This is a genomic window from Pseudomonas sp. 2, assembly GCF_056627435.1.
Map to the genome: position 1 here is coordinate 140,770 of NZ_JBWXNG010000010.1, position 24,993 is coordinate 165,762.

Here is a 24,993-nt window from a genome sequence, read left to right on the forward strand (position 1 = left end):
CGCATGACTGATGCCATCCACTACGAAATCGGCCCCGACCAGATCGTCGTCCTGACCCTGGACATGCCCGGTCAGCAGACCAATACGATGAACGCGGCGTATCGTCAGGCGATGGCCGAAACCCTGACACGCCTGCAGGCTGACCGCGAAAACATCCTGGGCGTGATCGTCCGCTCGGCGAAAAACACCTTCATGGCCGGTGGTGATCTCAATGAATTGATTCGGGTCGATGCTTCGCGCGCCCAATGGTTTTACCAGATGACACTGGAGCTCAAGGCGCAGCTTCGCGCCCTGGAGACGCTGGGCAAGCCGGTGGTCGCGTCCATCAACGGCGCTGCGCTGGGTGGCGGCTGGGAGCTGTGCCTGGCCTGCCACGCCCGCATCGCGCTGGATGAAAAGCAGGTGCGTCTGGGTTTGCCGGAAGTCACCCTGGGCCTGTTGCCCGGTGGCGGCGGCACGGTGCGCCTGGTGCGCATGCTCGGCCTGGAAAAGGCGCTGCCGCTGTTGATGGAAGGCCGTTTGCTGAGCGCGCGGCAGGCACTCACTGCAGGCCTGGTGGACCAACTGGCCAGCGATGCCGACGATCTGCTGATCAAGGCCCGCGAATGGATTCTCGAACATCCGGCGCCAGTCAAGGCCTGGGATGTGCCGGGCTTTCAGATTCCCGGCGGCACACCGGCTCAGCCCAAGGTCGCGCAGATGCTGGCGATTGCGCCGTCGATCCTGCGCAGCAAGACCCAAGGCTGCTACCCGGCACCGGAGAAGATCCTGGCCGCCGCAGTGGAAGGCGCGCAGGTGGATTTTCACACCGCCGAGCAGATCGAAGCGCGCTATTTTACCGAGCTGACCACCGGGCAGATCTCCAAGAACATGATCGGCACCTGGTTCGCCCTCAACGAGCTGAATGCCGGTGAGTCGCGACCCAAGGCGCCGCCGGTCTACCACATGCGCAAGGTGGGGATTCTCGGCGCCGGGATGATGGGCGCCGGGATTGCCTATGTCACCGCCAGGGCCGGGGTCGATGTGGTGTTGAAAGACATCAACCTGGCCACCGCGCAGAAGGGCAAGGACTACTCGGTCAGGCTGCTTGACCAGCAGATCGCCAAGGGGCGACTGACCGCCGAACAGCGCGATGCCATTCTCGGAAGGATCAAGACCACCGGCCGCGACAGTGACCTGGAAGGCTGCGATCTGATTATCGAGGCGGTGTTCGAGGATCGCGAGCTCAAGGGGCAGGTCAGCGCGGCCGCCGAGCAGGTGGTGGTGCCCTACGCGGTGATCGCCTCCAATACCTCGACCCTGCCGATTGCCGGGCTGGCCACGGCGGTCAATCGTCAGGAGCGGTTCATCGGCCTGCATTTCTTCAGCCCCGTGGACAAGATGCGCCTGGTGGAAATCATCAAGGGCCCGCGCACCAACGACATGACGCTGGCCCGCGCCTTCGACTTCGTGCAGCAGATCGGCAAGACGCCTATCGTGGTCAACGACGCCCGTGGCTTCTTCACCTCGCGGGTATTCGCGACCTTCACAAACGAAGGCATCGCCATGCTGGGCGAGGGCATTTCAGCGGTGATGATCGAAACCGAGGCGCGCAAGGCCGGGATGCCGGTGGGGCCGCTGGCGGTGTCCGATGAGGTGTCGCTGAGCCTGATGAGCCATATTCGCGAGCAGGCGCGCAAAGATCTGGCCGCAGAAGGTGTATCGGTGGTCGACCATCCGGCCACGGCGCTGATCGACCTGATGCTCAACGAATATCAGCGCGCGGGCAAGGCGGCGGGCGGCGGGTTCTACGATTACCCCGAAGGCGAATCCAAGCGTTTGTGGCCTGGGCTCAAAAGTCGCTTTGAGAAGCCTGAAGCGCAGATCGCCGGCCAGGAAATCCGCGACCGGCTGTTGTTTATTCAGGCGATTGAAACGGTGCGCTGCGTCGAAGACGGCGTGTTGCGTTCGACCATCGACGCCAATATCGGCTCGATGTACGGCATCGGTTTCCCCGGCTGGACCGGCGGGGCGCTGCAGTTCATCAACCAGTACGGGCTCAAGGACTTCATCGCCCGCGCGCAGTACCTGGCCGGGCAGTATGGCGAGCGTTTCGAGCCGCCTGCGTTGCTGCTGGACAAGGCGCTCAACGGCAAGTTGTTCTGATTTTTCAGGCGCTTCGCAACTGGCACAAACGGCCCTTGCCTTGCCGCAGCCTTCAAGGCAGGCTTGGGCCTGTGCATTTTCGCCTTGTCGCTTCAGGTATTTTTATGTCGTTACGCATCTGCATTCTTGAGACCGACGTTCTTCGCCCGGAACTGGTGGATCAATATCAAGGTTACGGGCGGATGTTCCAGAATCTGTTCTCCCGCCAGCCTATCCCCGCCGAATTCGTGGTCTACAACGTGATGCAGGGCGACTACCCGCCGGATTCCGAGCAGTTCGATGCGTACCTGGTGACCGGCTCCAAGGCCGACTCGTTCGGCTCCGATCCCTGGATCCAGACTCTGAAAACCTACCTGCTCGAGCGCTACAAGCGCGGCGACAAGCTGCTGGGCGTGTGCTTCGGCCATCAGCTGCTGGCGTTGCTGCTGGGCGGCAAGACCGAGCGCGCCGCCCAGGGTTGGGGCGTGGGTATCCACCATTACGACCTGGCCCCGGCCAAGCCGTGGATGACCCCGGCGATGGACAAGTTGACGTTGTTGATCAGCCATCAGGACCAGGTTACCGCGCTGCCCGAAGGCGCGACGGTCATCGCTTCCAGCGAGTTCTGCCAGTTCGCCGCCTACCACATCAACGATCAGGTGCTGTGCTTCCAGGGCCACCCGGAATTCATCCACGACTACTCGCGCACGCTGCTGGACATCCGCCAGGAAGCGCTGGGCGAGCAGGTTTACAGCAAGGGCATTGCCAGCCTTGAGCAAGAGCACCACGGCACCACGGTGGCCGAGTGGATGATGCGCTTTGTGGCGAACAAGCCGCAGGTGGCCTGATCACCCGCTCCCGTAGCAGCACGGCTTGCCGGCAAGCCGTGCTGCTACGGGGATATCATCAGACCCTCATCAAAGCCACCCCGACCGCTTGAAGCTGGCCCACAGCAACGAGCACCCGCCCAGAATCACCCCCAGCGCGATGAAATACCCGTAATGCCAGCTCAGCTCCGGCATGTTCTGGAAATTCATCCCGTAGATCCCGGCAATCGCCGTGGGGAAGGCCAGAATCGCCGCCCAGGCCGCGAACTTGCGTTGGGTCAGGCTTTGCCGCGATGACTCCAGCAGCAGGCCGATCTCGATGGTCTGGCTGGCGATGTCGCGCAGGTTGGCCAGGTCTTCCATCTGCCGCTTCACATGAATTTCCACGTCGCGAAAGTACGGGCGCATGTTCTTGTCGATGAACGGGAAACTGAGTTTCTGCAGTTCTTCGCCGATTTCCACCATCGGCGACACGTAGCGGCGCAGGCGCAGCAAATCCCGGCGCAGGGCGTGGATGCGATGAATGTCCGCCTCGTTGAGCTCGGTGCTCAACACGCTCTGCTCCAGCTCTTCGAGTTCGCAATGGATCGCTTCAGTGACCGGCTGGTAGTTTTCGGTGACGAAATCCAGCAGCGCATACAGCACGAAATCCTCGCCGTGATGCAGCAGCAGCGGCCGCGCCTCGCAGCGCTGGCGGACCAGCCCGTAGGATTTGGAATGGCCGTTGCGCGAGGTGATGATGTAACCCTTGCCGGCGAAGATGTGCGTCTCGATGAAGATCAGCTTGCCGTTTTCGCGGATCGGCGCGTAGGTGACGATGAACAGCGCATCGCCGAAGGTTTCAAGCTTGGGGCGGCTGTGGATTTCCAGCGCGTCTTCGATGGCCAGTTCATGCAGGTTGAACTGTTTCTGCAGGGAGGCCAGCTCCTCAGCGTTGGGTTGCTCAAGGCCGATCCAGACGAAATGCCCGGGCTTTGCGGCCCAGGCCGCACCCTCGTCGAGGGTGATGTTAGTAACCTTCTTTCCTTCACTGTAAACCGCGGCAGCGACAACTCGGCCCATGGTGATTCACTTCTTCTTTTAGGAGGGACTGACACGCAGCTTAGCGCGCTCTCCTGTTTCAGAGTCGGTGGAAATCAGTGAGTTCGGGAGTTTTGTGCGACTTGTTCAGCGGCGGTTCGGGAAAGCTGTGAATGTGTCTGCAATTGGCTGTCCATCTGCTCGATACAGGCCTGCATCTGGCTGTGGCACTGGGCGATCAGCGCGGGAATGTCGGCGTCGGTCAGGCGCGCGGTGGAGATCGCGGGCAGCGCACGAATCATCACCTGGCCGCTGTCCCATGCGCTCAGACGCATGTCGCGCACGTAGGTGCTGACGCACACCGGCACGATCGGCACACCGGCATCGACCGCCATCTGGAACGCACCGCGCTTGAACGGCAACAGGCCTTTGCCCGCGTTGCGCGTGCCCTCGGGGAAGACCCAGATCGAGGTGTCCTTGCGTTGCAGGGTTTCGGTGGTCTTGCGAATCGACAGACGCGCCCGCAGCGGGTTGCCGCGATCGATCAGCACGTTGCCCGCCAGCCAGAACAGCTGGCCGAAGAACGGCACCCATTTCAGGCTTTTCTTGCCGATGCACACCGTGCGCGGCGGCACGATATTGCCGAGGATGAACAGGTCGTAGTTGGACTGATGGTTGGCGATGATCACGCAGGGGCGGGTGCTGTCGAACTGCGCGCCCATTTCGGCTTTCAGGCGCAGGCGCAGGATCCACATCGCCGGCAGCGCATACAGGCGTGCGCACAGGCGGCTGTTGTCCGGGTTGAACGGGCGGCACAGGCCCAGTGCCAGGCCGAGTGCTCCGGCCACGACAAAATGCACCGCCATCAGCAACATACGCAGAACGAACAGCATGCAGACCACTCTCGTTACACAAAAAGGTGGCGCAGTGTACGGATGTGCACTCCAAGGGGCAATTGCCATGCAGACGGGTGGCGGCGGGGAGTTTGACGAGATATTTCCTGATTCGACATCGCTCCGTAGCAGCACGGCTTGCCGGCGGGGGCGGTATGTCTGTGACGAAGATGTCGCCTGACACACCGCCCCGCCGGCAAGCCGTGCTGCTACGGGGCCGGAGTGTGGCTTAGAACGCGTGTTGCTTGTCCAGCTCGATGGCCTTGTCGAGGATTTCGAGGAAATCCTTGCGCACCTTGAGCTTGGTCTGCTTGTGCGCCTTCATGTTGATCTTCTTCAACTGCAGGGCCGCGGTGCGGGCGGTGTCAGCGAGTTCTTCAGGCGCGACGACCTTGTCCAGGAAACCTGCCTCGACCGCCGCCTTGGGCGAGAACATCTCGCCGTTGATCACCGAGCGGCCGAACGCGCTCTTGTTCAGGCGATCGCGGGCCAGCTCGATGCCGGCGTGGTGCATGGTCATGCCGATCTGCACTTCATTCAGGCCAATGCTGAACGGGCCGTCGACACCGATGCGGTAGTCGGCCGACAGCAGCAGGAACGCGCCCTTGGCCACTGCATGGCCACCACAGGCCACCACGATCGGGAACGGGTGCGAGAGCATGCGCCGCGCCAGCGTCGAACCCGCGGCCACCAGGCCCAGCGCGGCCTCGGGGCTGGAGGTCATGATTTTCAGGTCGTAGCCGCCGGACAGAATCCCTGGCTGGCCGGTGATGATGACCACGGCGCGATCCTTCTCGGCCTGGTCCAGTGCCGCGTTGAACGCCGCAATCACCTCGTCGCTGATGGCGTTGACCTTGCCATTGCTCAGCGTCAGGGTGGCAACGCCGTCGTCCAGTTGATACGCGACCAAATCACTCATGGGGTGAGTCCTTTTTGTTTTGAATTGGCGCAGACGTTACCCACCCGCAGGGGCAAGGTAAAGCGTAAAGGATGACCGACAAGTCAGGGTTTCGGGCCGCGTGCAGGGCATTCCAGGGTGCGGCCCGAAGGAGGGGAGAGGCGTTATTCTTCGACGTCGTTGAGTTCGCAGTAGTCGTCCCAGTCCATGCCCAGGGCGTCGGCGGCTTCCTTGTGCGCGGCCAGGCGCATTTCCTTGAGTTGCTCCGGGGTTTCGGCGATGAATTGCAGGGCCAGGTCCCAGGTGGGGATGTTGAGGTCTTCGGCTTCGTCTTCGAAAGCCCAGAGGATCTGCTGTTGCTGTTCCTTGGGGTCCAGGTGGGCGATTTCGGCCTGAAGGGTCGGGTTGGTCACGATGTATTTCGCCAGGGCAGCTTCGGTCCAGTCGTTTGCGTTCATGCGAGGGTAATCTCCTGTGGTTCGAGCTGACGTTCTTCTTTATAGGATGCTGACGCGAAGGCGATTGTGCGGGATGTAGGAGGCATGCGCCAGTTGAAGCAGGGCCGCCGGTCGGGGTTGTTTTTCCAGACGGCTTGATCGCGGGCCCGCGCGGTCCTGCGGGAGTGCGTGAATTCCGCAGGTTGTACAGCAATCTGACAGCATCCCCCCATCGATTCCTGGCTGACATCCCGGACATGCTGCGTATGATGGGCCCGACGTTTTTATGAAAGGGCCCATTCCCTATGATGAAGTTTTTCGCCGCACTGCTTTGTGTCTTCACAGGGCTGGCCCACGCCGAACCCGCCATGCTCACCGACCTCGCCCTGCCGTACCTCGCTGCGGCGCCCGCCGACCCCAAAGACAAACCCCTGATCATCTTCCTGCACGGCTACGGCAGCGACGAGCGTGATCTGTTCGGCATCAAGGACGACCTGCCCCGCGACTACACCTACCTCTCGGTGCGTGCGCCGATGGAGGTCGATGGCGGCGGTTACAAGTGGTTCTCTCAGGACACCGATCAGGCCGAGTACGAAGGCGTGACCGAAGATGTGGACAAGAGCACCGACCTGCTGCGCACCTTCATCGAGCAGGCCACCGAGAAATACGGCACCCAGCCGGACAAGGTGATCCTGATCGGCTTCAGCCAGGGCGCGATGATGAGCTATCAGATCGGCCTGCAGCACCCCGAGCTGGTGCGGGGCATTGCGCCGTTGAGCGGGAAGATTCTTGCGGCCCTCAACAGCCGACTCAAACCCGAAGATCGCCTCAAACAGCTCAAGGTGTTCATCGGCCATGGCGAGGCGGATAACCGCGTGCCTTACAGCGGTGCGACCGAAGCCCGTACGGTGCTGGAGAATCTGCTGATCAACCCTGAGTTTCATGCCTACGCGGGGGCGGGGCATACCATCACATTGGCGGAAGTGGCGGATTTGAAGCGTTGGGTGCAAACCCAGTTATCCAGTCAATGACGCTCTCGTAGCAGCACGGCTTGCCGGCGGGACGATATGTCTGTAACGAAGATGTCGCCTGACACACCGCCCCGCCGGCAAGCCGTGCTGCTACGTACTCACAAACCTTGATTCATCCTGATCAACTCATACGCCCGTCGCGCCAGCGGGTTCACGGTGTTGGGCCTGATCCACAGGTGATAGGTGACATCCGGCAAGCGTGGCAGCCCGTCGGCTTCACCCAAGACTCGCATGTCCGGCCCGAGCATTTCCATGCTCCGCGCCGTCACGCCAAGGCCTGCGCGGGTCGCCGCCTTGATGCCGATCAGGTTTGACGCCAGATACGCCTGGCGCCACGGGATGTTCGCCTGCTCCAGCGCTTCGATGGCATAGCGCCGATAGATGCTGGGCTCGTCCACCAGAATCAGTGGGATCGGCTCGCCCGTCACGTGCTGGTACTGCGCCGAGCAGATCCACCACACCGGCGATGTCCGCAGCGCAAAGCCTTCCAATCCGGGATCGTGGCGAGTCGAGATCACCATGTCGACCTTGCCGCGATGCAGGTCGTCCATCAGAAACGGGCTGCGGCCCACGTCGATTTCCAGCCTCAGCCTCGGCGCAGAGCGGGCAATGTGGCTGAGGATCGGCGGCAGGATGGTGTCGGCGATGTCATGGGGAGAGCCGATGCGAAGCACGCCGCTCAGGCTGCTTTCGCGCAGGGAATTGAGCGCGTCATCGTTGAGCGAGAGCAACTGCCGGGCGTGCCGCAGCAATTGACGCCCCGGTTCGGTCAATTGCTTCTGGCGCCCCTGCTTCTGAAACAGGCTGACGCCGATCTGCTGCTCCAGCCGCTGCATGTGCTGGGTTACCGAGGATTGCGTACGCGATAACCGCGCGCCGGCTTCGGCAAAGCTGTGGTGGTCGACGACAGCGACGAAGGTGCGCAGCAGTTCAAGATCCAGGGTGGTCGACATGGGGCGAATTACATCAGGGAGGAGGCTTAATACATTACGGTTTTTTATGCGTTAAAGGGCGATAGTTTTATGGGAAAGAGTGAGAGCCTTGTATTTCGATGCTTATAACCATTTCGTTAAAGCCTGAACTGCACAAAGTTATAACCATATTTGATATTTGAATTTCCGTTCACCGGTTACCCTCCCTAGCATGCCGGTCATCCGCAGCCGCTGAACAAGTGCTGCGCCCATGACCATTCGAGGGAAAGTCCATGCCGTACACGCGCTCATCCATTGCCCGCCTGTTGCCGCTGTTTGCCGGAGCGCTTGTCACGCTGGGCGTCTGCGTTGCCGCTCAGGCGGATGCCACGCTGGACAAGATCGAGCAGCGCCATCGTCTGGTGGTGGGGGTGTTGCTGTCGGGCGGGCCGTTCGGCTCGATTGACCCGAGCAACCAGAAGCCCAAGGGGCTGAACGTCGACATGGCCGAAGACCTGGGCAGTCAACTGGGCGCTGAAGTCGAGCTGGTGCCGGTGTTGCCCGCCAACCGTGTGCAGTTTCTTCAGCAAGGCAAGGTCGATCTGCTGATCGCCAACATGGAATGGACCGCCGAGCGCGGTCAGCAACTGGGCTTCGTGCCGACACCCTTCTATCGCGTCGGCGGCACAGCGGCGGTGCTCAAGGACAGCAAGATCACTCGCTGGGAAGACCTCAAGGGCCAGCCGGTCTGCACCTCCCAGGGCAGCAGTTACGTCAAGCCGCTGACCGAGTTCGGTGCGCAATTGAAGGCGTTCAAGAGTTCATCCGAATCGCTGCTGGCCTTGCGCGGCAACAACTGCGTGGCCGCGGTGCATGATGCGACGCTGATCAACCCGCTGGTGGCCGACAGCCCCGAGTGGCAGAACTACCGCGCCATTTCCCCGGAACTGAACCCCGCGCCGTCGGTGATCTGGACCCGCCCCGGCGAAACCGACACCCAAGCTCGGCTCGACACCATCGTCAAAGGCTGGCACCGCAGCGGCTGGCTGATCGAGGCAGAAAAGCGTCATCACATCACCCCGGCATCGCCAGCTCTCGTGGAGCTGCACGAGCAATTCAAGGCCAGCGGTGCATGAGTCACTGGCTGGAGATATTCGTGCAATGGGCCGCGAGGCTGGGGCTGAATTACAGCTTCGTGCTGGACGCCTATGCCCGCGGTTCGCTGCTCGACGGGGCGCTGACCACGGTCTGGCTGTGCCTGTTTACCCTCGTTGGCAGCCTGTTGGCTGGCGTCGGCCTGGCGGTGTTGCTGACCAGTGGCAAGCCGTGGCTGGCGGGGCCTGCGCGGGCGTTCGTCGAAGTTACCCGCAATACCCCGACACTGGTGCAGCTGTACTGCGCATTTCTGGTGCTGAACATGCTGCTGACCCAGGCCGTGGGCACGGCCAATCCGCTGACGCCCTTTGCCTGGGTGGTGATCGTGATCTCTCTGCACAAGGGCGCGTTTCACGCCGAAGCCCTGCGCGCCGGGATCGAAGCGGTGCCTGCGGCCACCCTTGAGGCTGCCAGTTCGCTGGCCTTCAGCCGCCGCCAGTTGCTGTGGAATGTGCAGATGCCGCTGGCGCTGCGCTTCGCCTTGCCCTCGCTGATCAACAACCTGATCGATCTGGTGAAAATGACCGCCGTGGCCTCGGCCATTGCCGTGGGCGATGTCACCTATGCCTCGATCATGATCTGGACCCAGAGCGACAACGTGCTTGAACTGATGATCGTGCTGCTGGCGTTTTACGGCCTGCTCAGTTTCGTGGTCAACCTAGTGGGCCGCGCGCTCGAAGCCCGATTGAGGATGCCCGGTTATGGTCATTGAAACCTGGGTTGCACTGTGGGAGTGGTCAGCGGCGCTGGCGGCCGGATTCTGGCAGAACATCCTGATCAGCCTGTTGGCGATTGTGCTGGGTTCTGCATTGGGGCTGCTGGTCGGCGCACTGTCGGTCTCGCCGTTGTGGATCAGCCGTTTGCCCGCACGCATTTGGGTCCAGGTGTTTCGCAACGCGCCATGGCTGGTATTGATTTATTTCACCACCTACGTGTTTCCGTTCGAACTGCACATCGCTGGCAACTGGGTCGCCTTTCCCGACTGGGTGAAGGTCACCATCGGCCTGGCCTTGCCCGCCAGCGCCAACGTGGCGGAAATCTTTCGCGGGGCCATCGGATCGATCCCCGGCACCCAGTGGGAAGCGTCGCGCTCGCTGGCCTTCACCCGGGGCCAGATCCTGCGTTCGATCATCCTGCCGCAGTGCTTCAAACGCATGCTGGCACCGTGGATGAACCTGTACGCGGTGATCACCATGGGCACCGCACTGGCCTCGCTGGTGGGTGTGCACGACCTGATCGACACCGCGCAGATCGCCAGCAACACCGTCAATCGCACAGACTTCACCGTGCTGATTTACTTCACCGTGCTGGCGTTGTTCTTCGTCTATTGCTATCCGATTTCCCGACTCACTCAACACCTGGAGCGACGTTATGCCTTCGCTTGAAACGCGCACCGAACAACCTCTGATCAGCCTGCGCGACGTGCACCTGGCATTTGGCGGCAACCCGGTGCTCAAGGGCATCGATCTGGAGGTGCAACGCGGCCAGGCCGTGTCGATCATCGGTCCGTCGGGCTCTGGCAAATCGACCATCCTGCGCTGCATCACCGGCCTGTTGCAGCCACAAAAAGGCACGATTCGAGTGGGTGACACTCAAGTGAGTGCACTCAAAAGCGAGCAAGAGCGCATCGCACTGCGTAAACGTGTGGGCTTTGTGTTTCAGCAGTACAACCTGTTTCCGCATCTGTCGGTGCTGGAAAACCTGATGATCGCCCCGCGCAAGGTCCTGGGGCTGGGGTTGGCAGAGGCGGAAAAGCAGGCTAGGGCACTGCTGGCCAAGGTGCGCATGGAGCACAAGGCTGATGCATATCCGGGGCAGCTGTCCGGCGGGCAGCAACAACGGGTGGCAATCGCGCGAGCGCTGGCCATGCGTCCGGAGCTGATTCTGTTCGACGAAGTGACCTCAGCACTGGACCCGGAAACCGTCGGCGAGGTGCTGGCGGTGATTCGCGAGCTGACCGAAGAGGGCATGACTTGCGTGCTGGTGACCCATGAAATGCGCTTCGCCGAGGACATCAGCGACGTGGTGTATTTCACCGAGAACGGCGTGATTGTCGAGCACGGCAGCGCCGAACAGATCTTCCAGCGCCCGGCCAGCGAGCGCACCCAGGCGTTCTTGCGCCATGCCTTGGGTAGTCCCGGTCATCGCCCGGTGGTCAGTGGCGATCCGTATCTGTTGAGCAATATCGGGCGGTACAGCTTGTCCGTCTGAGCGCTGTCCTGCCGTTTGAAATCTATAAAAGGAGCACCTGATGAGCATCGAAACCCGCAGCCCCGTGATCGAAACATTCCTGCAGCAGATCCGCGCCATTCACCAGCGCGGGGTCGACCGTGCGGCCTTGCAGGAGATCGTGAGCCTGCTCGAAGGGCTGGCCGAGCGCCGCGATCTGTTCAATTTCGAGACCTTTCCCGCGCCGGTGCCGGGGGAGGGTGATACGGCGTTTCGCTATCGCCTGAACGACGATGGCGAAAGCCCGACGCTGTACATGAACTCGCTGCTACCGGGCAAAAGCACCTTGCCGCACAACCACGAAACCTGGGCGGTGATCGTTGCCGTCGAGGGGCAGGAAATCAATTACGTGTGGGCGCGCACCGACGATGGCAGCGACCCGGCATTCGCCCGGCTTGAGCTTGAGAAAGAAGTGGTGGTGCAGCCGGGAACCTCGATCAGTTTCCTGGGCGAAGACCTGCACGGGATCAAGGTCGACGGCCAGACGCCGACCCTGCATTTCCACCTGTATGGCCGCCCGCTGGAATCGCTGAACGGGCGTTACGGGGTCAACACCGAGGGCAAGGTGCTCAATTACAACGCCTCGCAGATGGCGCCGTCGATCAAGGCCTACGCTTGATATACCCGATTGAATTTAGCGCTTGACCCGTAGCAGCACGGCTTGCCGGCGGGGGCGATAGGCCTGTGATGAAGATGTCGCCTGACACACCGCTCCCGCCGGCAAGCCGTGCTGCTACGGCGCAAGATGTATTGCGCGATCACTCACGAGAATGCCATGACCCAAAAAGTCACCCCGCAACACCTGCAAGCCTGGCTGTTCGACGGACAGGAAATCGCCGTGTTCGACGTCCGCGAACACGGCCAGTACGGCGAAGCGCATCTGTTCTACGGGGTGAATCTGCCCTACAGCCGCCTCGAACTGGAGGTTCGCCGGTTGGCGCCGAACCTGGCCGTGCGCCTGGTGATCTACGACCAGACCGGTAGCGACGTCGCCCTGCGTGCCGCGCAGCGCTTGCAAACGCTGGGCTACACCCGCGTGCATGTGCTCGAGGGTGGCGCCGATGGCTGGCAGGCGGCGGGGTTGCAACTGTTCGCCGGGGTGCATGTGCCATCCAAGGCCTTTGGCGAGCGGGTCGAGGAGCTCAGCCATACACCGCATATCAGCGCCACCGAACTGGCCGCGTGGCAGGCCGAGCGCAGGCCGCTGGTGTTGCTCGACGGCCGGCCTTTCGACGAATACCGCAAGATGACCATCCCCGGTTCCATCTGCTGCCCCAATGGCGAGCTGGGTTATCGGCTGGCCGAACTGGTGCCGGACGATACGACGCCTATCGTGGTCAATTGCGCCGGCCGCACCCGCAGCATCATCGGCGCCCAGACCCTGATCGATCTGGGTGTGAAGAACCCGGTGTACGCGCTGGAGAACGGCACCCAGGGCTGGTACCTCGCCGACTTGCCGCTGGAACATGGCAGCAGCCGGCGCTACCCGGCCGTTTCACCCACCGCCTTGCTGACCGATCAGCGCGAAGCCGCGCAACGCCTGGCACGCCGCGCCGGTGTGCAAACGGTGAGCGCCGGGCAGGTCAAGGCCTGGACCCATGACCCGGCACGCAGCCTGTTTCTGTGCGACGTGCGCACCCCGGAAGAGTTCGCCGAGGGCAGCTTGCCCGGGGCCCAGCACACGCCGGGCGGGCAGTTGATTCAGTCCACCGACCTGTACGTCGGCGTACGTCACGCGCGGCTGGTGATGGTGGATGATGACGGGGTACGTGCGCCCATCGTTGCCAGTTGGCTACGGCAGTTGGGGCATGAAGCCTATGTCCTGGAAGGCGGGCTGCAGAGTGGTCTGGCGCTGCCAGCAAACGTGGCCGAAGCCGCCCCGACGCTGCCTGAAATCGACGCAGGGCAACTGGCCGACCTGCTCGCTGACAATGGCGTCGCGCTGGTGGACCTGCGCGGCAGCATGGCCTATCGCAAGGCTCAGATCGCGGGTTCGCGCTGGTCGATCCGCTCGCGTCTGGCCGATGATCTGCAAGGTGAAACCCGGACCGTGGTGCTGGTCGCCGAGCAGGGTGAAGTGGCGGGAGTTGCCGCGCTTGAATTGCCTGAGGCGCAGCGACATTCAGCGCGCTGGCTGAACTTCAGCACTTGGCTGACTGCGGATCTGCCTGTACACGCCAGCGCTGACAATCCGCCCGACGCGCAGTGCATCGATTTTCTGTTTTTCACCCATGACCGGCACTCCGGCAACAAGGACGCCGCACGCCAGTACCTGGCCTGGGAAATCGGCCTGTTGGGGCAAATGAGCCAGCAGGAAATCGCCAGCCTCAAGCCACTGGCTGCTAACGTCGGCGAAAACCGCGTGCGCACGCGTCTGGTCCATGCGGCGCGCGGCGAGAAGGGCAGTGGCGTGCGTGGCGTCAACCCGCCGGTGTCGCGCATGAGTACGGTGCTGTTCGACACCTTGGGCGAGATGCGCGACGCCCGTAAACGTCGCGACACCGACCGTGTGCTGACCTACGGCGCGCGGGGCAATCCTACGGCTTTCGAACTAGAAGATCTGGTGACTGAACTGGAGGGCGGTCATCGCACGCGGCTGTTCAGCACCGGGCTTGCGGCAGTGGCCCATGTGTTCTTGACGTACCTGCGCCCCGGCGATCACATCCTGATTACCGATGCCGTGTACTCGCCGGTGCGGCAGGTGGCGGATGAGTTCCTCAAGCCGTTCGGCATCGAGTACAGCTACTTCAACGCCGATGGCAGCGGCCTGGAAGAGCGGCTGCAAGCCAACACCCGCATGGTCTACGCCGAAGTGCCGGGGTCGCTGCTGTTCGAGCTGGCGGACCTGCCGAAAATGGCGGCGCTGTGCAAACCCCGGGGGATTCTGCTGGCGGTGGACAACACTTATGGCTCGGGTTATCAGTACCGGCCTCTGACACTGGGCGCGGACATTTCCATCATGGCCCTGACCAAATACCTGTCAGGCCACAGCGACGTGATGATGGGCAGTGTCTGCACCACTGAAGCGGTGTGGCAGCCGCTGGCGGTCATGACCGAAACCTTCGGCAGCACGGTCAGCCCCGACGACGCCTATTTGGTGCTGCGTGGCGCGCGAACCCTGGCCACGCGGCTGGATGTGCACCAGCGCCAGTCCCTGCAAGTCGCCCGCTGGCTGCAGCAGCATCCCCGGGTCAAGCGCGTGTTTCACCCGGCGCTGCCTGATCATCCCCACCATGACCTGTGGCAGCGGGACTTCAGCGGCAGCAACGGCCTGCTCACCTTCGAGCTGGCCGACAGCAACCCCCGGCACCTCGAGCAGTTCATCGACGCCCTGCAGCTGTTCGGCCTGGGCGCGTCATGGGGCGGCTTCGAAAGCCTGATCATCGTCGCCAGCGTCAGTAATCGCGACACCGCCGCCGACCGCGCGCTCAACCCGTTGCTGCGGCTGCACGTGGGGCTGGAAGATGTGAGCGCGCTGATCGAGGATCTGGAACGAGGCTTTGCGGCGATTGAATGATCGCTCCCGCGGGCAAGCCCGGCTGCTACGGGATGGTGGTCGGGCGCCGGGTTTGAGCACGAGAGCGACATCTATAAATATGTATCGCACAGATGCGGTTCCCAATCGTCACCATTCGTCGCTTGAGTCAGACATGAACAAGAGCGATGAGACGACACGGAAAAGGAACCGAACTGCGCGATCAAATCATCCGGTCGCAGGTCAGGATGCTCATCGGTCAGCGGGTTGCCAGCTCTGCCGAGCTGGCGGCGCAGGGTGTCGACCTGGGCTTGATCAGGTTTGAGCCCATCGATGCTGTTGCAGTGGCGGTGACTGACACCTGGGAAAGCAGTTCTTATCCCTGGGCAAGCGTTGCTCAATGGAAACTCAAGGATGCCAAAGGATTTGACCTGGCGATCTGGTACGGCGACGAGCTTTGCGGTCTGTGTTACGCAACGCCCAGAAAAAGCCGGTTGCGGATCAAGATCATTTTGCTGGAGGCCAAACCGGACGTTGATCATTCTCTCAAAGGAATGATTGCTCCGTTTGCCTTGATGGCTGTTGAGCTTTACGCGCGAATCCTGGGTTGCCGAACAATTGAAATTCAGCATCCGGAGCCCGGCGCCGTGGCTTATTACAAGGCGCTTGGGTTTGACTATGACGAGGCTGGATGCCTTGTCATATCGGTGAGCGACTCCTAAGATGACCACCATTGTCCAGACGCGGGAGGTGTCTATGAACGCGAAAAAACGCAGGGAAAAGCTCCGGTCGATCGTGGATTCGAAAGCGCGGGCATGCGCGTTTGCGCAATCGCTTTCCGAGAATCAAAAGCGTTTTCTGCGGGTGGGTCTCAGCCTGGGGAAAGTGCTTGAACCCGCAGGCCCGATGGCTGGATTACGAACTTGAGCATTCAATAAAAGACCGCCTTTGCAGGCGGTTTTTTATTCGTGGTTGAAAGCCTTCGATCAAATCCCCGCCTTGCCCACCGAAGCCCCGCCGTCGACGAACAGCGTCTGCCCGGTGATAAACCCGCTCTGTTCGGACAACAGAAACGCGATGGCCGAGGCGATTTCCTCGGGTTGGCCGAAGCGGCCCATGGGCACGCCGGCCAGGTAGCGTTTTTCGCCTTCGCTGCCGGGCGGGTTGTTCTGGCGGAACAGTTCGGTTTCGGTCGGCCCGGGGGCGATGGCGTTGACGGTGATGCCGGTTTGCGCCAGTTCCAGCGCCCAGGAGCGGGTGAAGCTGATCAGCGCGGCCTTGGCGGCGGCGTAGGCGGTGCGTTGGGTGATGCCCAGTACGGTGAGGCTGGAGATGTTGACGATCCGGCCCCAGCCCTGTTCGCGCATGTTCGGTAGCAGCGCCTGGGTGGCGAGCAGGGCCGAGTGCAGGTTGACGCCCATCACCGCGTCGAAGTCATCCAGTTGGATCTGCCCCAGCGCTTGCGGCCGCACCAGGCCGACGTTGTTCACCAGGCCGTCGAAGCGGTAATGCTGGGCCAGTTCGGCCAGGCCGCAGCGGGTCTGGTCCTTGTCACTCAGGTCCAGGGCCTTGAGCACGCCGGGGAAGGTCGGGTCGTCCGCGTTGCGGGCAATGCCTACGACGTGATGGCCGGCTGCGGCCAGGTGTTCGGACAGCGCGCGGCCGATGCCTTTGCTGGCGCCGGTGATCAGGAAGGTGCGTTGGGACATTGGGTAAATCTCCATCAATACAAGGTTGCGTCCTGTAGGAGCGCGCTTGCCCGCGAAGGACGGCGATGCGGTGTGCCTGATACACCGCAGCAACCGATTCGCGGGCAAGCGCGCTCCTACAAAGGCTAATCAGCGTCTGTGGGTCGAGTGTTTCAGGAACATCAGCAACGCCAGCAACGGAAACGCGCTACCGGCCACCACGATCCAGCTCCAGCCGCCGTGGTCATACAGGGCGCTGGCGATCACCGAGCCTGCCGCGCCGCCGATGAAAATACTGGTCATGTACAGGGCGTTCAGGCGGCTGCGGCTCTTGGCGTCCAGGGCGTACACCGAACGCTGGCCGAGGACCATGTTCATCTGCACGCAGAAATCCAGCACGACGCCGGTCACCGCCATGCCGATGACCGCGTAGGATGGCTGCGCCAGGCTGGGCAGAAAACTCAACGCGGCAAACAGCATGGCGAAGCGGCTGGCGACCCGGGTATGCCCGGCATCGGCCAGGCGGCCAGCGATGGGTGCAGCGACCGCACCGATGGCGCCGACCAGGGCAAAGAGCGCGATCTGGCTCTGGGACAGGCCGTGATTGCGTGCCAGTTCCAGCGGCACGGCGGTCCAGAACAGGCTGAAGGTGGCGAACATGCATGCCTGGTAGAACGCCCGCTGACGCAGCACCGGCTGTTGGCGCAGCAGGATCCACAGCGATTTGAGCAACTGCCCGTAGCTGGCGCTGTGGGCCGGCTGGTGCTTGGGAATGGTGGTTGCCAGCACGACGCTGATCAGCAGCATCAGCACGCCGGCGGTGCCGAACACCGCGCGCCAGCCGAAGTGGTCGGCGATCAGGCTGGACGCAGGCCGGGCCAGCAAAATGCCCAGCAACAGGCCGCCCATGATGCTGCCGACCACCCGGCCGCGGGATTCTTCCGGGGCCAGATGCGCTGCCAGCGGAATCAGGATCTGCACCGCCACCGAGCTGAAACCCACCAGCAAGGACGCCAGCAGAAACAGGTTGGGCGTCTGGGCGAAGGCCGCGCTGGCCAGGCTCAGAATCGCCACCGCGGTGGTGGCGATCATCAGCCGGCGGTTCTCCAGCAGATCCCCCAGCGGCACCAGGAAAAACAACCCCAGCGCATAGCCGATCTGGGTCAGCGACACGATGAAACTGGCCAGTGTGCTGGACAGCCCGATATCTGGCGCGATCAGGCCGATGATGGGTTGGGCGTAGTAAATGTTGGCCACGATGGCGCCGCAGCAAAAGGCGAACAGCATCGCCAGGCCTTTGGTCATCGTCGCGCGGTGGGTGACATCTGTCATGGCAGTCATGGGGCTCTCGACGGGCATTCAGGGGAGGCGCCGCACCGTTGGCCCAAGGGCGCTGAATCGGTGCTCGGCGGAAAGTGAGGGAAAGCTAACGCTTTTTCGTTGCGTTAAGAAGGTCGGGGCTGGCGATATGATTCATGCCTTGGAGGAATACCCCAGCGTCCGCTTTGCTGCACCCCACATCCCTCGAAACTTTTCCCGCGCCGCCCCGGTCATTCCTGAATACACCCAAAGGGAAAACAGGCGATGGCTCGGGCAATCTGGAAAGGCGCAATCAGTTTCGGGCTGGTGCATATTCCTGTGGCGCTGGTGTCGGCGACGTCCCAGCAAGGGGTCGATTTCGACTGGCTGGACAAGCGCAGCATGGACCCGGTGGGCTACAAGAAGATCAACAAGACCACCGGCAAGGAAATCAACAAGGACAACATCGTCAAGGGCGTGCAGTACGAGAAGGGCCGCTACGTGGTGATCAGCGAAGAAGAGATCCGCGCCGCCCATCCGGCCGCCACCCAGACCATCGATATCTTCGGTTTTGTCGACAGCGCGCAGATTCCGCTGCCGAACATCGACACGCCGTACTTCCTGACACCCGACAAGCGCGGCGAGAAGGTCTACGCTCTCTTACGGCAGACCCTGAAAGACACCGATAAGGTGGCGCTGGCCCATGTGGTGATCCGCACGCGCCAGCACCTGGCGGCGGTGATGCCGCTGGAATCGGCGCTGATTCTGGTGTTGCTGCGCTGGCCCGCCGAAGTGCACGGGCTCGACAGCCTGGACCTGCCCAAGGCGGCCACCGACGTCAAGCTGGGCAAGAGCGAACTGGACATGGCCAAGCGCCTGGTCAAGGACATGTCCACCGACTGGACGCCGGACGCCGAAGAGTACCGCGACACGTTCCAGGACCAGATCATGAAGCTGGTCGAGACCAAGGCCCGGGAAGGCAAAATCGAACGTGTGGAAACCGACGCCGGCCAGACCGAGCGCAAATCCGCAGATGTCATCGATCTCACCGAATTGCTCAAACGCAGTCTGGGCAGCCGTGGCGCTTCGGCCAAGGCCCCGGGAAAGACCAAATCTGCCAGCAAGAGCAAAACCGCTGCCGCTGAAGCTGCTGTTGAGGGTGATGCTCCACCGGCCAAACGGCGCGCCCCTGCAAGGAAGAAAACCACCAAGGCGTCCTGACGCTGCGCAACGCAAGCCCGGGCGCCTGAGGCTAAAAAAGTGCAGAGGTTTTATCGATCATGGCAAAACCCGTGAGTGAGTACACCCGCAAGCGCAATTTCGACATCACCTCAGAGCCCCCTGAAAGCGCCGTCCGCTCCCGTGGGGGCAAGGGCAAGGCGCTGAGTTTCGTGATCCACAAGCACGATGCGCGCAACCTGCATTACGACTTTCGCCTGGAATTGGACGGCACCCTGAAAAGCTGGGCGGTGCCGAAAGGGCCGAGCCTGGACCCGAAAAACAAGCGCCTGGCGGTTCACGTCGAAGACCACCCGCTGGGTTATGGCAGCTTCGAGGGCAGCATTCCCGAGGGGCAATATGGCGCCGGCGACGTCATCGTCTGGGATCGCGGCATCTGGCAGCCCCATGGCGACCCGCGCCAGACCTACAAGGACGGCAAACTCAAGTTCACCCTGGTCGGCGAGAAACTCACCGGCGAGTGGGCGCTGGTGCGCACGCATCTGCAAGGCAGCGGCGACAAGGAACAGTGGCTGTTGATCAAGGAGAAGGACGAGGCTGTACGCTCGGCCGATGACTACGACATTCTGGTCGACAAGCCGGAAAGTGTGGTCAGCGGCGCGACGGTGGGCGAGCAGCGCTCCCCGACGAAAACCACCAAACGCAAAGCGGCCTCTGCCCCGGCAGCCAAAAAGGCCGCCAAGCCGGCCGCAGGCAAAAAGTCGGCGATCCCCGACAAACTCGCGCCACAACTGGCGACCCTGATGGACGCGCCGCCCGAAGGCCAGTGGCTGTACGAAATCAAGTTCGATGGCTATCGGATCATGACCCGCATCCGCGACGGCGAAGTGCGCCTGATCACCCGCAACGGCCACGACTGGACCGAGCGCTTGCCCTTGCAGGCCAAGGCCCTGAGTGAGCTGGAAGCCCCGGACACCTGGCTCGACGGTGAAGTGGTGGTGCTCAACGAAGATGGCCTGCCGGATTTTCAGGCGCTGCAGAACGCTTTCGAAATCGAGCGCACGAAAGACATCATCTATTACCTGTTCGACGTGCCGTTTCTCAACGGCCAGGACATGCGCGACAAGCCGGTGGAAGACCGCCGCGCGGCGTTGAAGAAGCTGCTGAACAAGCACAAGAACCGTCTGCTGCGCTTCTCCGATGCGTTCTCTGCCAACCACCGCGACATTATCGAAAGCGCTTGTTCGCTGTCCCTTGAAGGGGTGATCGGCAAGCGCGCGGGCAGCCTGTATCAATCCCGCCGCAGCCCGGACTGGATCAAGCTCAAGTGCAAGCTGCGCCAGGAGTTCGTGATCGTCGGCTTCACCCAGCCGCAGGGCTCGCGCAGCGGGTTTGGCGCGCTGTTGCTGGCGGTCAACGAGGAGGGCGCCGGGCTGGTGTATGCCGGGCGGGTCGGCACCGGGTTCAGCCAGAAAACCCTGGGTGATATCCACGAAAGGCTCAAGCCGCTTGCGCAGGACGCGTCGCCCCTGGGCAAGAAACTCACCAGCGCCCAGGCCCGCGGCGTGCATTGGGTCGAACCGACGCTGGTGGGTGAGGTGGAATTCGGCGAGTGGACCCGCGAAGGCATCATCCGCCATTCGTCGTTCATCGCCCTGCGTAGCGACAAGCCGGCCAGCGCGGTGGTCCACGAATTCCCGAAAACGCCGAAGGACATCAAGGCGCCGTTCAAGCCCAAGGCTTCGAAAAAGGGTGCCGCCGCGCCCGAGGTCACAGCTGAAAAAAACGGCAAACGCAAGACCAAAGATGCAGAACGAATCGAGGTGGCGGGCGTGGTCATCAGCCATCCCGAGCGGGTGATCGACCAGCAGAGCGGGTTGCACAAGGTCGACCTGGCGCATTTTTACGAGTCGATCAGCGACTGGATTCTGCCGCATCTGGACCACCGCGCCGTGGCCTTGTTGCGCTGCCCGGAAGGCGTGGAGGGCGAGCAGTTCTTTCAGAAGCATTCCGAGCGTCTGGCGATTCCCAACATCAAGCAACTGGACGCGAAACTCGACCCCGGCCACGCCCGGCTGATGGAGATCGACAGCGTGCAGGCACTGGTGGGCGCTGCGCAAATGGGCACCATCGAGCTGCACACCTGGGGCTCGACCTACGACAAGATCGAGCTGCCGGACCATTTCGTCCTCGACCTGGATCCGGACCCCGCCTTGCCCTGGCGCAGCATGATCGAGGCCACCCAGATGACCCTCGCCGTGCTGGACGAGCTGGGGCTGGAGGCGTTTATCAAGACCAGTGGCGGCAAGGGCATGCACATCATCGTGCCGCTGGCGCGCAAGGCCGATTGGGACACGGTCAAGGCGTTTGCCAAGGCGCTGGCGCAGTTCATGGAAAAGCAACTGCCGGAGCGCTTCAGTGCTACGTCGGGGCCGAAGAACCGCGTTGGCAAAATCTTCATCGATTACCTGCGCAACGCCCGGGGCGCCAGTACCGTCGCCGCCTATTCGGCGCGGGCCAGGCCCGGCTTGCCGGTGTCGGTGCCGGTCACTCGGGATGAGCTTACGAGCCTGAAATCATCGGCGCAGTGGAACATCGCCAACCTTGGCAAACGCCTGCGCAAGCTCAAGGCCGACCCGTGGGCGGGGTACAAGAACACCCAGCGCATCACCAAACCGATGTGGAAACGGCTGGGGGCCAAGCCACCGGCTTAATGAGTGTCGAGGCTGCGGCGCATCTGGCCGGGAGCCATGCCGTAGGTGTCCTTGAACACCTTGCTGAACGCCGCTTGGGATTGATAACCGACCTGGGCGGCGATATCGGACAGGCCGCTTTGCGAGCGGCTCAACAACCCCAGCGCCAGTTGCATGCGCACCTGGGTCAGCAGGGTCCAGGGCGAGCTGCCGGCCAGTTTGCTGAAACTGCGCATGAAGGTGGCGCGGGACATGCTCGCCAGCTCCGCAAGGGCTTCGACGGTCCAGTCGTGGGCCGGGTCCTGCAGCATCGCCTGCCAGGCGCGACCCAGACGCCGGTCGCTCAATAACGCCAGGCTGCCTTCACTCTGCGGCGATTGTTCCAGGTGAGCGCGCAGCACCAGGGTGAACAGCGCCGAGGTAAGCGCGTTGACCATGAACTGGCCGCCGGCGCGATTGTTTTCAGCCTCGCTGCGCAACAGCGCCACCAAGGCGCGCAACGGATCGCCCTGGTTCAGCGACTGGCTGGAGATGACCAGGTGATCGGGCAGGGCGCTGAGCAACAGGGCGTCGGGCTGATAGAGAAAGCGTCCGCAGAGCAGGTCAAGGTCGGCGCCATCGCCGAAGCGCTTGATCGGCAGCAATCCGCCACTTTGCACCTTGGGACGTGAGGCGGCCACGCGCTCGCCGGGGCTGGTCAGCACGTGGTCGATCCCGCGCGGCATCACCGCGATGTCTCCCCCTGACAGGGTCAACCGACGACCGTCCGGCAGTTCGATGCGGCACTGGCCGGACAACACGATGTGATAGGGCGCAACACCGCGGGCTTCCTGATCGTGGTCCAGCGCCCAGTCGCCCTGGAACTGGCAACGCAGGTCAAGGCTGCCGCGTACGTCGGCTAGAGTGATGAGCGTGTCGATGGCGTTCATATGCGACTTTCGGACAAAGAAATGAGCCAAACGAGCAAGTTACCCGAATGCCATAGGCGGACACTATCTGTGTTCCCGGCGCAGTCTAGTCGCCGATCTCAGGAGATACCACCATGTTCAGCAATTGGCCCGACCTCGTTACCACCATCAAGAAATCCTTCGGCGCGCTGTCGAAGTCCAACCCGAAAATGGTCACCGCGTACAAGGCGCTCGGTGACGCCGCTGCCGAAAACAATGTGCTCGACGCCAAGACCCGCGAGCTGATTTCCATCGCCGTGGCGATCACCACCCGCTGCGACGGCTGTATCGGCGCCCACTCCGAAGCCGCCATCGCCGCCGGCGCCACCCGCGAAGAAGTGGCCGCCGCACTGGCCACCGCCATCTCGCTGAACGCGGGGGCGGCGTACATCTACTCGATGCACGCGCTGGAAGCGTATGACGCGTTGAAGAAATAACCTGCGACACAAGGGTGCTCGCGGCTGACCTTTAACCCGTAGCAGCACGGCTTGCCGGCGGGGGCGTCCTCAAGATCGCCCGCGGGCAAGCCCTGCTGCTACGGGGCTGAAAGGCATCAGGTATTGGCTTTTATACCTGGGGCAAATCCGGCACCGGCCCGCTGGCCGTGACATCCACCGCCGTGCTGATCGCCTTCCAGCGTTCGGCGCTGGCGGCGCGGTTGTTTTCCACCGGGGCCAGGTTGCTCAGGGCGTCGCTGCCTAGTAGCAGGCGCAGGGGCGGCTGTTCGTGTTCGGCGATCTTCAGCACGACCTGCGCCACCCGCGCCGGATCGCTGTTTTCGTTGCCCGCCAGATTGCGCAGCAGTTCGCGTCGGCCACCCAGGTGTTCCTGATAAGGCGCCATGATCGGCGTGTCGGCGCCCCGTGCGCGCAATGCCCAGTTGGTGCGCATGCCGCCGGGCTCCAGGGTCGTCACCCGAATCCCCAGCGGTCGGACTTCCGCCGCCAGCACATCGGAAAACCCGCCCACCGCCCACTTCGCCGACTGATAGGCGCTCATGCCCAGGCTCGCCAGGCGGCCGCCCACCGACGAGATCTGGATGATGTGCCCCGACCCCTGCTCGCGCATGACCGGCACGGCGGCGCGGCACAGGTTGACCACGCCGAAGAAATTGGTCTCGAACTCATAGCGAAAGTCCGCCGCGTCGATCTGCTCGAACGGCAGCATGTGGCCGAAACCCGCGTTGTTGACCAGCACATCCAGCCGTCCGAACGCCTGCACGGCGGCCTCCACCGCCGCCTGCGCGGCGAGGGCATCGGTGACGTCGAGCTCGAAGGGCACAATCTGCTGGCCATAACGCTGCCGCAGATCATCCAGCCGCTCGATGCCGCGCGCCGCTGCCAGCAAACGGTCGCCCGACGCCAGTACCGCCTCGGCGATGTCGCGACCCAGGCCGCTGGCACACCCGGTAATCAACCAGACTTTGGACATGATCAATCTCCTGTTTCATCAGTATGTGATTGAGTAATCACTCATTTAAAAGGCAAAAAAACTCAGTCCCTTGCAATTGCATTCCAGTACGCCGCAAAGCCCGCTTCGCAGTAGCGCTCGGCGTGCTCGGGCTCGTTGCTCATGAAATCCATGGTGGTGTCGGCGAGCGAGCGCATGATCGCGGCGATGAACGCCGTGGGCTGATCGCGCAACGCGCCGCAGGCCGTGCCTTCCTGCATGTGCTGGTGGATGTCCTTGAAGTCTTCGCTGCCCGAGCGCTTGCTGGCGTCGGAGACGCGATCGGACATCATCAGCAGCGCCATGACTTTGCGCTTTTGCGGGTTGGCCACGCCCCAGCCGACGTAGGTGTGCCAGGCGTGATGCAGGCGGGCTTTCAGATCCGGCGTGGTCGGGTAGCCCGGGATCATGGCGTCGCGCAGCTGTGCCTTTAGCTCCAGGTACAGCTGGTTGAGCAGCTCGTCCTTGGTCTCGAAATAGTTGAACAGCGTGCCCTCGGCCACCCCCGCGCCCTTGGCGATCTTAGACGTGGGCGCGCCCAGGCCCTGCTCGGCGAACACCTGCAGAGCGGAATCGATCAGGGCATTGCGCTTGTCTTCGCTTTTGGGGCGGGCCATGGGAAATTGTTTAATAAGTGAGTAGGCGCTCATTTATACGCTCGAGACATGTCTTCGGCAAGCGCAATCTCCACTCTGTAGGAGCGAATTCATTCGCGAAAGATTATCCAGGCGATACATC

General features: G+C 62.5%; 24 protein-coding genes. 14 read left to right on the plus strand and 10 right to left on the minus strand.

What is annotated here, in order from left to right; translation table 11 throughout:
* Positions 1–3 precede the first annotated feature (3 nt).
* Positions 4–2,145 carry a 3-hydroxyacyl-CoA dehydrogenase NAD-binding domain-containing protein gene (locus AC1MEK_RS17865; RefSeq protein WP_480397605.1) on the plus strand — a complete coding sequence of 714 codons (2,142 nt, stop codon included), beginning with the start codon at positions 4–6 and terminating at the stop codon, positions 2,143–2,145.
* A 104-nt stretch (positions 2,146–2,249) separates the two neighbouring features.
* The gene (locus AC1MEK_RS17870) at positions 2,250–2,972 is read left to right on the plus strand and encodes an amidotransferase (protein WP_480397606.1); all 723 of its coding nucleotides are present in this window, start codon (positions 2,250–2,252) and stop codon (positions 2,970–2,972) included.
* Between the two features lie 69 nt (positions 2,973–3,041).
* Here the strand turns inward: AC1MEK_RS17870 and AC1MEK_RS17875 are convergent, their stop codons facing one another.
* The 4 genes from AC1MEK_RS17875 to AC1MEK_RS17890 form a co-directional block, all read right to left on the minus strand.
* Complete coding sequence (locus AC1MEK_RS17875; RefSeq protein WP_480397607.1) at positions 3,042–4,013, minus strand: magnesium and cobalt transport protein CorA; 972 nt, start codon at positions 4,011–4,013, stop codon at positions 3,042–3,044.
* 74 nt (positions 4,014–4,087) lie between these two features.
* Positions 4,088–4,864: a lysophospholipid acyltransferase family protein gene (locus tag AC1MEK_RS17880; RefSeq protein WP_480397608.1), complete on the minus strand. Its 777-nt coding sequence runs from the start codon at positions 4,862–4,864 to the stop codon at positions 4,088–4,090.
* Between the two features lie 229 nt (positions 4,865–5,093).
* Positions 5,094–5,783 carry a crotonase/enoyl-CoA hydratase family protein gene (locus AC1MEK_RS17885; protein WP_480397609.1) on the minus strand — a complete coding sequence of 230 codons (690 nt, stop codon included), beginning with the start codon at positions 5,781–5,783 and terminating at the stop codon, positions 5,094–5,096.
* 143 nt (positions 5,784–5,926) lie between these two features.
* Positions 5,927–6,220 carry a DUF6388 family protein gene (locus AC1MEK_RS17890; protein ID WP_480397610.1) on the minus strand — a complete coding sequence of 98 codons (294 nt, stop codon included), beginning with the start codon at positions 6,218–6,220 and terminating at the stop codon, positions 5,927–5,929.
* 284 nt (positions 6,221–6,504) lie between these two features.
* Here AC1MEK_RS17890 and AC1MEK_RS17895 point away from each other — a divergent pair, with 284 nt between their 5' ends.
* Entirely contained in the window at positions 6,505–7,230 is a 726-nt protein-coding gene (locus AC1MEK_RS17895) for an alpha/beta hydrolase (protein WP_480397611.1), read from the plus strand.
* A 98-nt stretch (positions 7,231–7,328) separates the two neighbouring features.
* On the opposite strand, the gene AC1MEK_RS17900 is transcribed toward AC1MEK_RS17895, so the two are convergent.
* A complete protein-coding gene (locus AC1MEK_RS17900) occupies positions 7,329–8,183 on the minus strand; it encodes a LysR substrate-binding domain-containing protein (RefSeq protein WP_480397612.1) in 855 nt (284 codons plus the stop codon).
* 251 nt (positions 8,184–8,434) lie between these two features.
* Between AC1MEK_RS17900 and AC1MEK_RS17905 the strand changes: the two genes are divergently transcribed.
* From AC1MEK_RS17905 to AC1MEK_RS17940, 8 genes are all read left to right on the plus strand, one after another.
* Positions 8,435–9,277 (plus strand): transporter substrate-binding domain-containing protein, encoded by an 843-nt coding sequence (locus AC1MEK_RS17905; RefSeq protein WP_480397613.1) that lies wholly within the window; start codon positions 8,435–8,437, stop codon positions 9,275–9,277.
* Positions 9,274–10,008 (plus strand): amino acid ABC transporter permease, encoded by a 735-nt coding sequence (locus AC1MEK_RS17910; RefSeq protein ID WP_480397614.1) that lies wholly within the window; start codon positions 9,274–9,276, stop codon positions 10,006–10,008. The genes AC1MEK_RS17905 and AC1MEK_RS17910 overlap by 4 nt, the downstream gene beginning before the upstream one ends.
* Positions 9,998–10,681: an amino acid ABC transporter permease gene (locus AC1MEK_RS17915; protein ID WP_480397615.1), complete on the plus strand. Its 684-nt coding sequence runs from the start codon at positions 9,998–10,000 to the stop codon at positions 10,679–10,681. The genes AC1MEK_RS17910 and AC1MEK_RS17915 overlap by 11 nt, the downstream gene beginning before the upstream one ends.
* Positions 10,668–11,507, plus strand: a complete 840-nt coding sequence (locus AC1MEK_RS17920) for an amino acid ABC transporter ATP-binding protein (protein WP_480397616.1) — start codon at positions 10,668–10,670, stop codon at positions 11,505–11,507. Before AC1MEK_RS17915 ends, AC1MEK_RS17920 begins: the two co-directional genes overlap by 14 nt.
* Before the next feature lie 40 nt (positions 11,508–11,547).
* Positions 11,548–12,144 (plus strand): cysteine dioxygenase family protein, encoded by a 597-nt coding sequence (locus AC1MEK_RS17925; RefSeq protein ID WP_480397617.1) that lies wholly within the window; start codon positions 11,548–11,550, stop codon positions 12,142–12,144.
* A gap of 156 nt (positions 12,145–12,300) precedes the next feature.
* Positions 12,301–15,042, plus strand: coding sequence for a cystathionine beta-lyase (gene metC / locus AC1MEK_RS17930; protein WP_480397618.1), 2,742 nt, complete (start codon positions 12,301–12,303; stop codon positions 15,040–15,042).
* Between the two features lie 146 nt (positions 15,043–15,188).
* Positions 15,189–15,722, plus strand: coding sequence for an N-acetyltransferase (locus AC1MEK_RS17935; RefSeq protein ID WP_480397619.1), 534 nt, complete (start codon positions 15,189–15,191; stop codon positions 15,720–15,722).
* Between the two features lie 34 nt (positions 15,723–15,756).
* Positions 15,757–15,927, plus strand: coding sequence for a hypothetical protein (locus tag AC1MEK_RS17940; protein WP_480397620.1), 171 nt, complete (start codon positions 15,757–15,759; stop codon positions 15,925–15,927).
* A gap of 59 nt (positions 15,928–15,986) precedes the next feature.
* Here AC1MEK_RS17940 and AC1MEK_RS17945 read toward each other — a convergent pair whose 3' ends face one another.
* Both AC1MEK_RS17945 and AC1MEK_RS17950 read right to left on the minus strand, forming a co-directional pair.
* A complete protein-coding gene (locus AC1MEK_RS17945; protein WP_480397621.1) occupies positions 15,987–16,709 on the minus strand; it encodes an SDR family oxidoreductase in 723 nt (240 codons plus the stop codon).
* Positions 16,710–16,838: 129 nt separating this feature from the next.
* Entirely contained in the window at positions 16,839–18,020 is a 1,182-nt protein-coding gene (locus AC1MEK_RS17950) for an MFS transporter (protein WP_480397706.1), read from the minus strand.
* A 252-nt stretch (positions 18,021–18,272) separates the two neighbouring features.
* Here AC1MEK_RS17950 and ku point away from each other — a divergent pair, with 252 nt between their 5' ends.
* Both ku and ligD read left to right on the plus strand, forming a co-directional pair.
* Positions 18,273–19,208, plus strand: a complete 936-nt coding sequence (gene ku / locus AC1MEK_RS17955; RefSeq protein WP_480397622.1) for a non-homologous end joining protein Ku — start codon at positions 18,273–18,275, stop codon at positions 19,206–19,208.
* A 59-nt stretch (positions 19,209–19,267) separates the two neighbouring features.
* On the plus strand, positions 19,268–21,880 hold the full coding sequence (gene ligD, locus AC1MEK_RS17960; protein WP_480397623.1) for a DNA ligase D: 2,613 nt from the start codon (positions 19,268–19,270) through the stop codon (positions 21,878–21,880).
* Here the strand turns inward: ligD and AC1MEK_RS17965 are convergent.
* The gene (locus tag AC1MEK_RS17965; protein ID WP_480397624.1) at positions 21,877–22,788 is read right to left on the minus strand and encodes a cupin domain-containing protein; all 912 of its coding nucleotides are present in this window, start codon (positions 22,786–22,788) and stop codon (positions 21,877–21,879) included. The genes ligD and AC1MEK_RS17965 overlap by 4 nt on opposite strands.
* A 113-nt stretch (positions 22,789–22,901) precedes the next feature.
* On the opposite strand from AC1MEK_RS17965, the gene AC1MEK_RS17970 reads away from it, so the two are divergent.
* Entirely contained in the window at positions 22,902–23,243 is a 342-nt protein-coding gene (locus AC1MEK_RS17970; RefSeq protein ID WP_480397625.1) for a carboxymuconolactone decarboxylase family protein, read from the plus strand.
* Positions 23,244–23,373: 130 nt separating this feature from the next.
* Here AC1MEK_RS17970 and AC1MEK_RS17975 read toward each other — a convergent pair whose 3' ends face one another.
* Together AC1MEK_RS17975 and AC1MEK_RS17980 are read right to left on the minus strand one after the other, a co-directional pair.
* Positions 23,374–24,237 carry an SDR family NAD(P)-dependent oxidoreductase gene (locus AC1MEK_RS17975; RefSeq protein ID WP_480397626.1) on the minus strand — a complete coding sequence of 288 codons (864 nt, stop codon included), beginning with the start codon at positions 24,235–24,237 and terminating at the stop codon, positions 23,374–23,376.
* A gap of 62 nt (positions 24,238–24,299) precedes the next feature.
* The gene (locus tag AC1MEK_RS17980) at positions 24,300–24,872 is read right to left on the minus strand and encodes a TetR/AcrR family transcriptional regulator (RefSeq protein WP_480397627.1); all 573 of its coding nucleotides are present in this window, start codon (positions 24,870–24,872) and stop codon (positions 24,300–24,302) included.
* Positions 24,873–24,993 lie beyond the last annotated feature (121 nt).

Excerpts from the sequence above, each read along its gene's own strand:
- AC1MEK_RS17865 (WP_480397605.1), top strand. The coding sequence starts at position 4 with ATGACTGATGCCATCCACTACGAAATCGGCCCCGACCAGATCGTCGTC.
- AC1MEK_RS17870 (WP_480397606.1), top strand. The coding sequence starts at position 2,250 with ATGTCGTTACGCATCTGCATTCTTGAGACCGACGTTCTTCGCCCGGAA.
- AC1MEK_RS17875 (WP_480397607.1), bottom strand. The coding sequence starts at position 4,013 with ATGGGCCGAGTTGTCGCTGCCGCGGTTTACAGTGAAGGAAAGAAGGTT.
- AC1MEK_RS17880 (WP_480397608.1), bottom strand. The coding sequence starts at position 4,864 with ATGCTGTTCGTTCTGCGTATGTTGCTGATGGCGGTGCATTTTGTCGTG.
- AC1MEK_RS17885 (WP_480397609.1), bottom strand. The coding sequence starts at position 5,783 with ATGAGTGATTTGGTCGCGTATCAACTGGACGACGGCGTTGCCACCCTG.
- AC1MEK_RS17890 (WP_480397610.1), bottom strand. The coding sequence starts at position 6,220 with ATGAACGCAAACGACTGGACCGAAGCTGCCCTGGCGAAATACATCGTG.
- AC1MEK_RS17895 (WP_480397611.1), top strand. The coding sequence starts at position 6,505 with ATGATGAAGTTTTTCGCCGCACTGCTTTGTGTCTTCACAGGGCTGGCC.
- AC1MEK_RS17900 (WP_480397612.1), bottom strand. The coding sequence starts at position 8,183 with ATGTCGACCACCCTGGATCTTGAACTGCTGCGCACCTTCGTCGCTGTC.
- AC1MEK_RS17905 (WP_480397613.1), top strand. The coding sequence starts at position 8,435 with ATGCCGTACACGCGCTCATCCATTGCCCGCCTGTTGCCGCTGTTTGCC.
- AC1MEK_RS17910 (WP_480397614.1), top strand. The coding sequence starts at position 9,274 with ATGAGTCACTGGCTGGAGATATTCGTGCAATGGGCCGCGAGGCTGGGG.
- AC1MEK_RS17915 (WP_480397615.1), top strand. The coding sequence starts at position 9,998 with ATGGTCATTGAAACCTGGGTTGCACTGTGGGAGTGGTCAGCGGCGCTG.
- AC1MEK_RS17920 (WP_480397616.1), top strand. The coding sequence starts at position 10,668 with ATGCCTTCGCTTGAAACGCGCACCGAACAACCTCTGATCAGCCTGCGC.
- AC1MEK_RS17925 (WP_480397617.1), top strand. The coding sequence starts at position 11,548 with ATGAGCATCGAAACCCGCAGCCCCGTGATCGAAACATTCCTGCAGCAG.
- metC (WP_480397618.1), top strand. The coding sequence starts at position 12,301 with ATGACCCAAAAAGTCACCCCGCAACACCTGCAAGCCTGGCTGTTCGAC.
- AC1MEK_RS17935 (WP_480397619.1), top strand. The coding sequence starts at position 15,189 with ATGAGACGACACGGAAAAGGAACCGAACTGCGCGATCAAATCATCCGG.
- AC1MEK_RS17940 (WP_480397620.1), top strand. The coding sequence starts at position 15,757 with ATGAACGCGAAAAAACGCAGGGAAAAGCTCCGGTCGATCGTGGATTCG.
- AC1MEK_RS17945 (WP_480397621.1), bottom strand. The coding sequence starts at position 16,709 with ATGTCCCAACGCACCTTCCTGATCACCGGCGCCAGCAAAGGCATCGGC.
- AC1MEK_RS17950 (WP_480397706.1), bottom strand. The coding sequence starts at position 18,020 with ATGACAGATGTCACCCACCGCGCGACGATGACCAAAGGCCTGGCGATG.
- ku (WP_480397622.1), top strand. The coding sequence starts at position 18,273 with ATGGCTCGGGCAATCTGGAAAGGCGCAATCAGTTTCGGGCTGGTGCAT.
- ligD (WP_480397623.1), top strand. The coding sequence starts at position 19,268 with ATGGCAAAACCCGTGAGTGAGTACACCCGCAAGCGCAATTTCGACATC.
- AC1MEK_RS17965 (WP_480397624.1), bottom strand. The coding sequence starts at position 22,788 with ATGAACGCCATCGACACGCTCATCACTCTAGCCGACGTACGCGGCAGC.
- AC1MEK_RS17970 (WP_480397625.1), top strand. The coding sequence starts at position 22,902 with ATGTTCAGCAATTGGCCCGACCTCGTTACCACCATCAAGAAATCCTTC.
- AC1MEK_RS17975 (WP_480397626.1), bottom strand. The coding sequence starts at position 24,237 with ATGTCCAAAGTCTGGTTGATTACCGGGTGTGCCAGCGGCCTGGGTCGC.
- AC1MEK_RS17980 (WP_480397627.1), bottom strand. The coding sequence starts at position 24,872 with ATGGCCCGCCCCAAAAGCGAAGACAAGCGCAATGCCCTGATCGATTCC.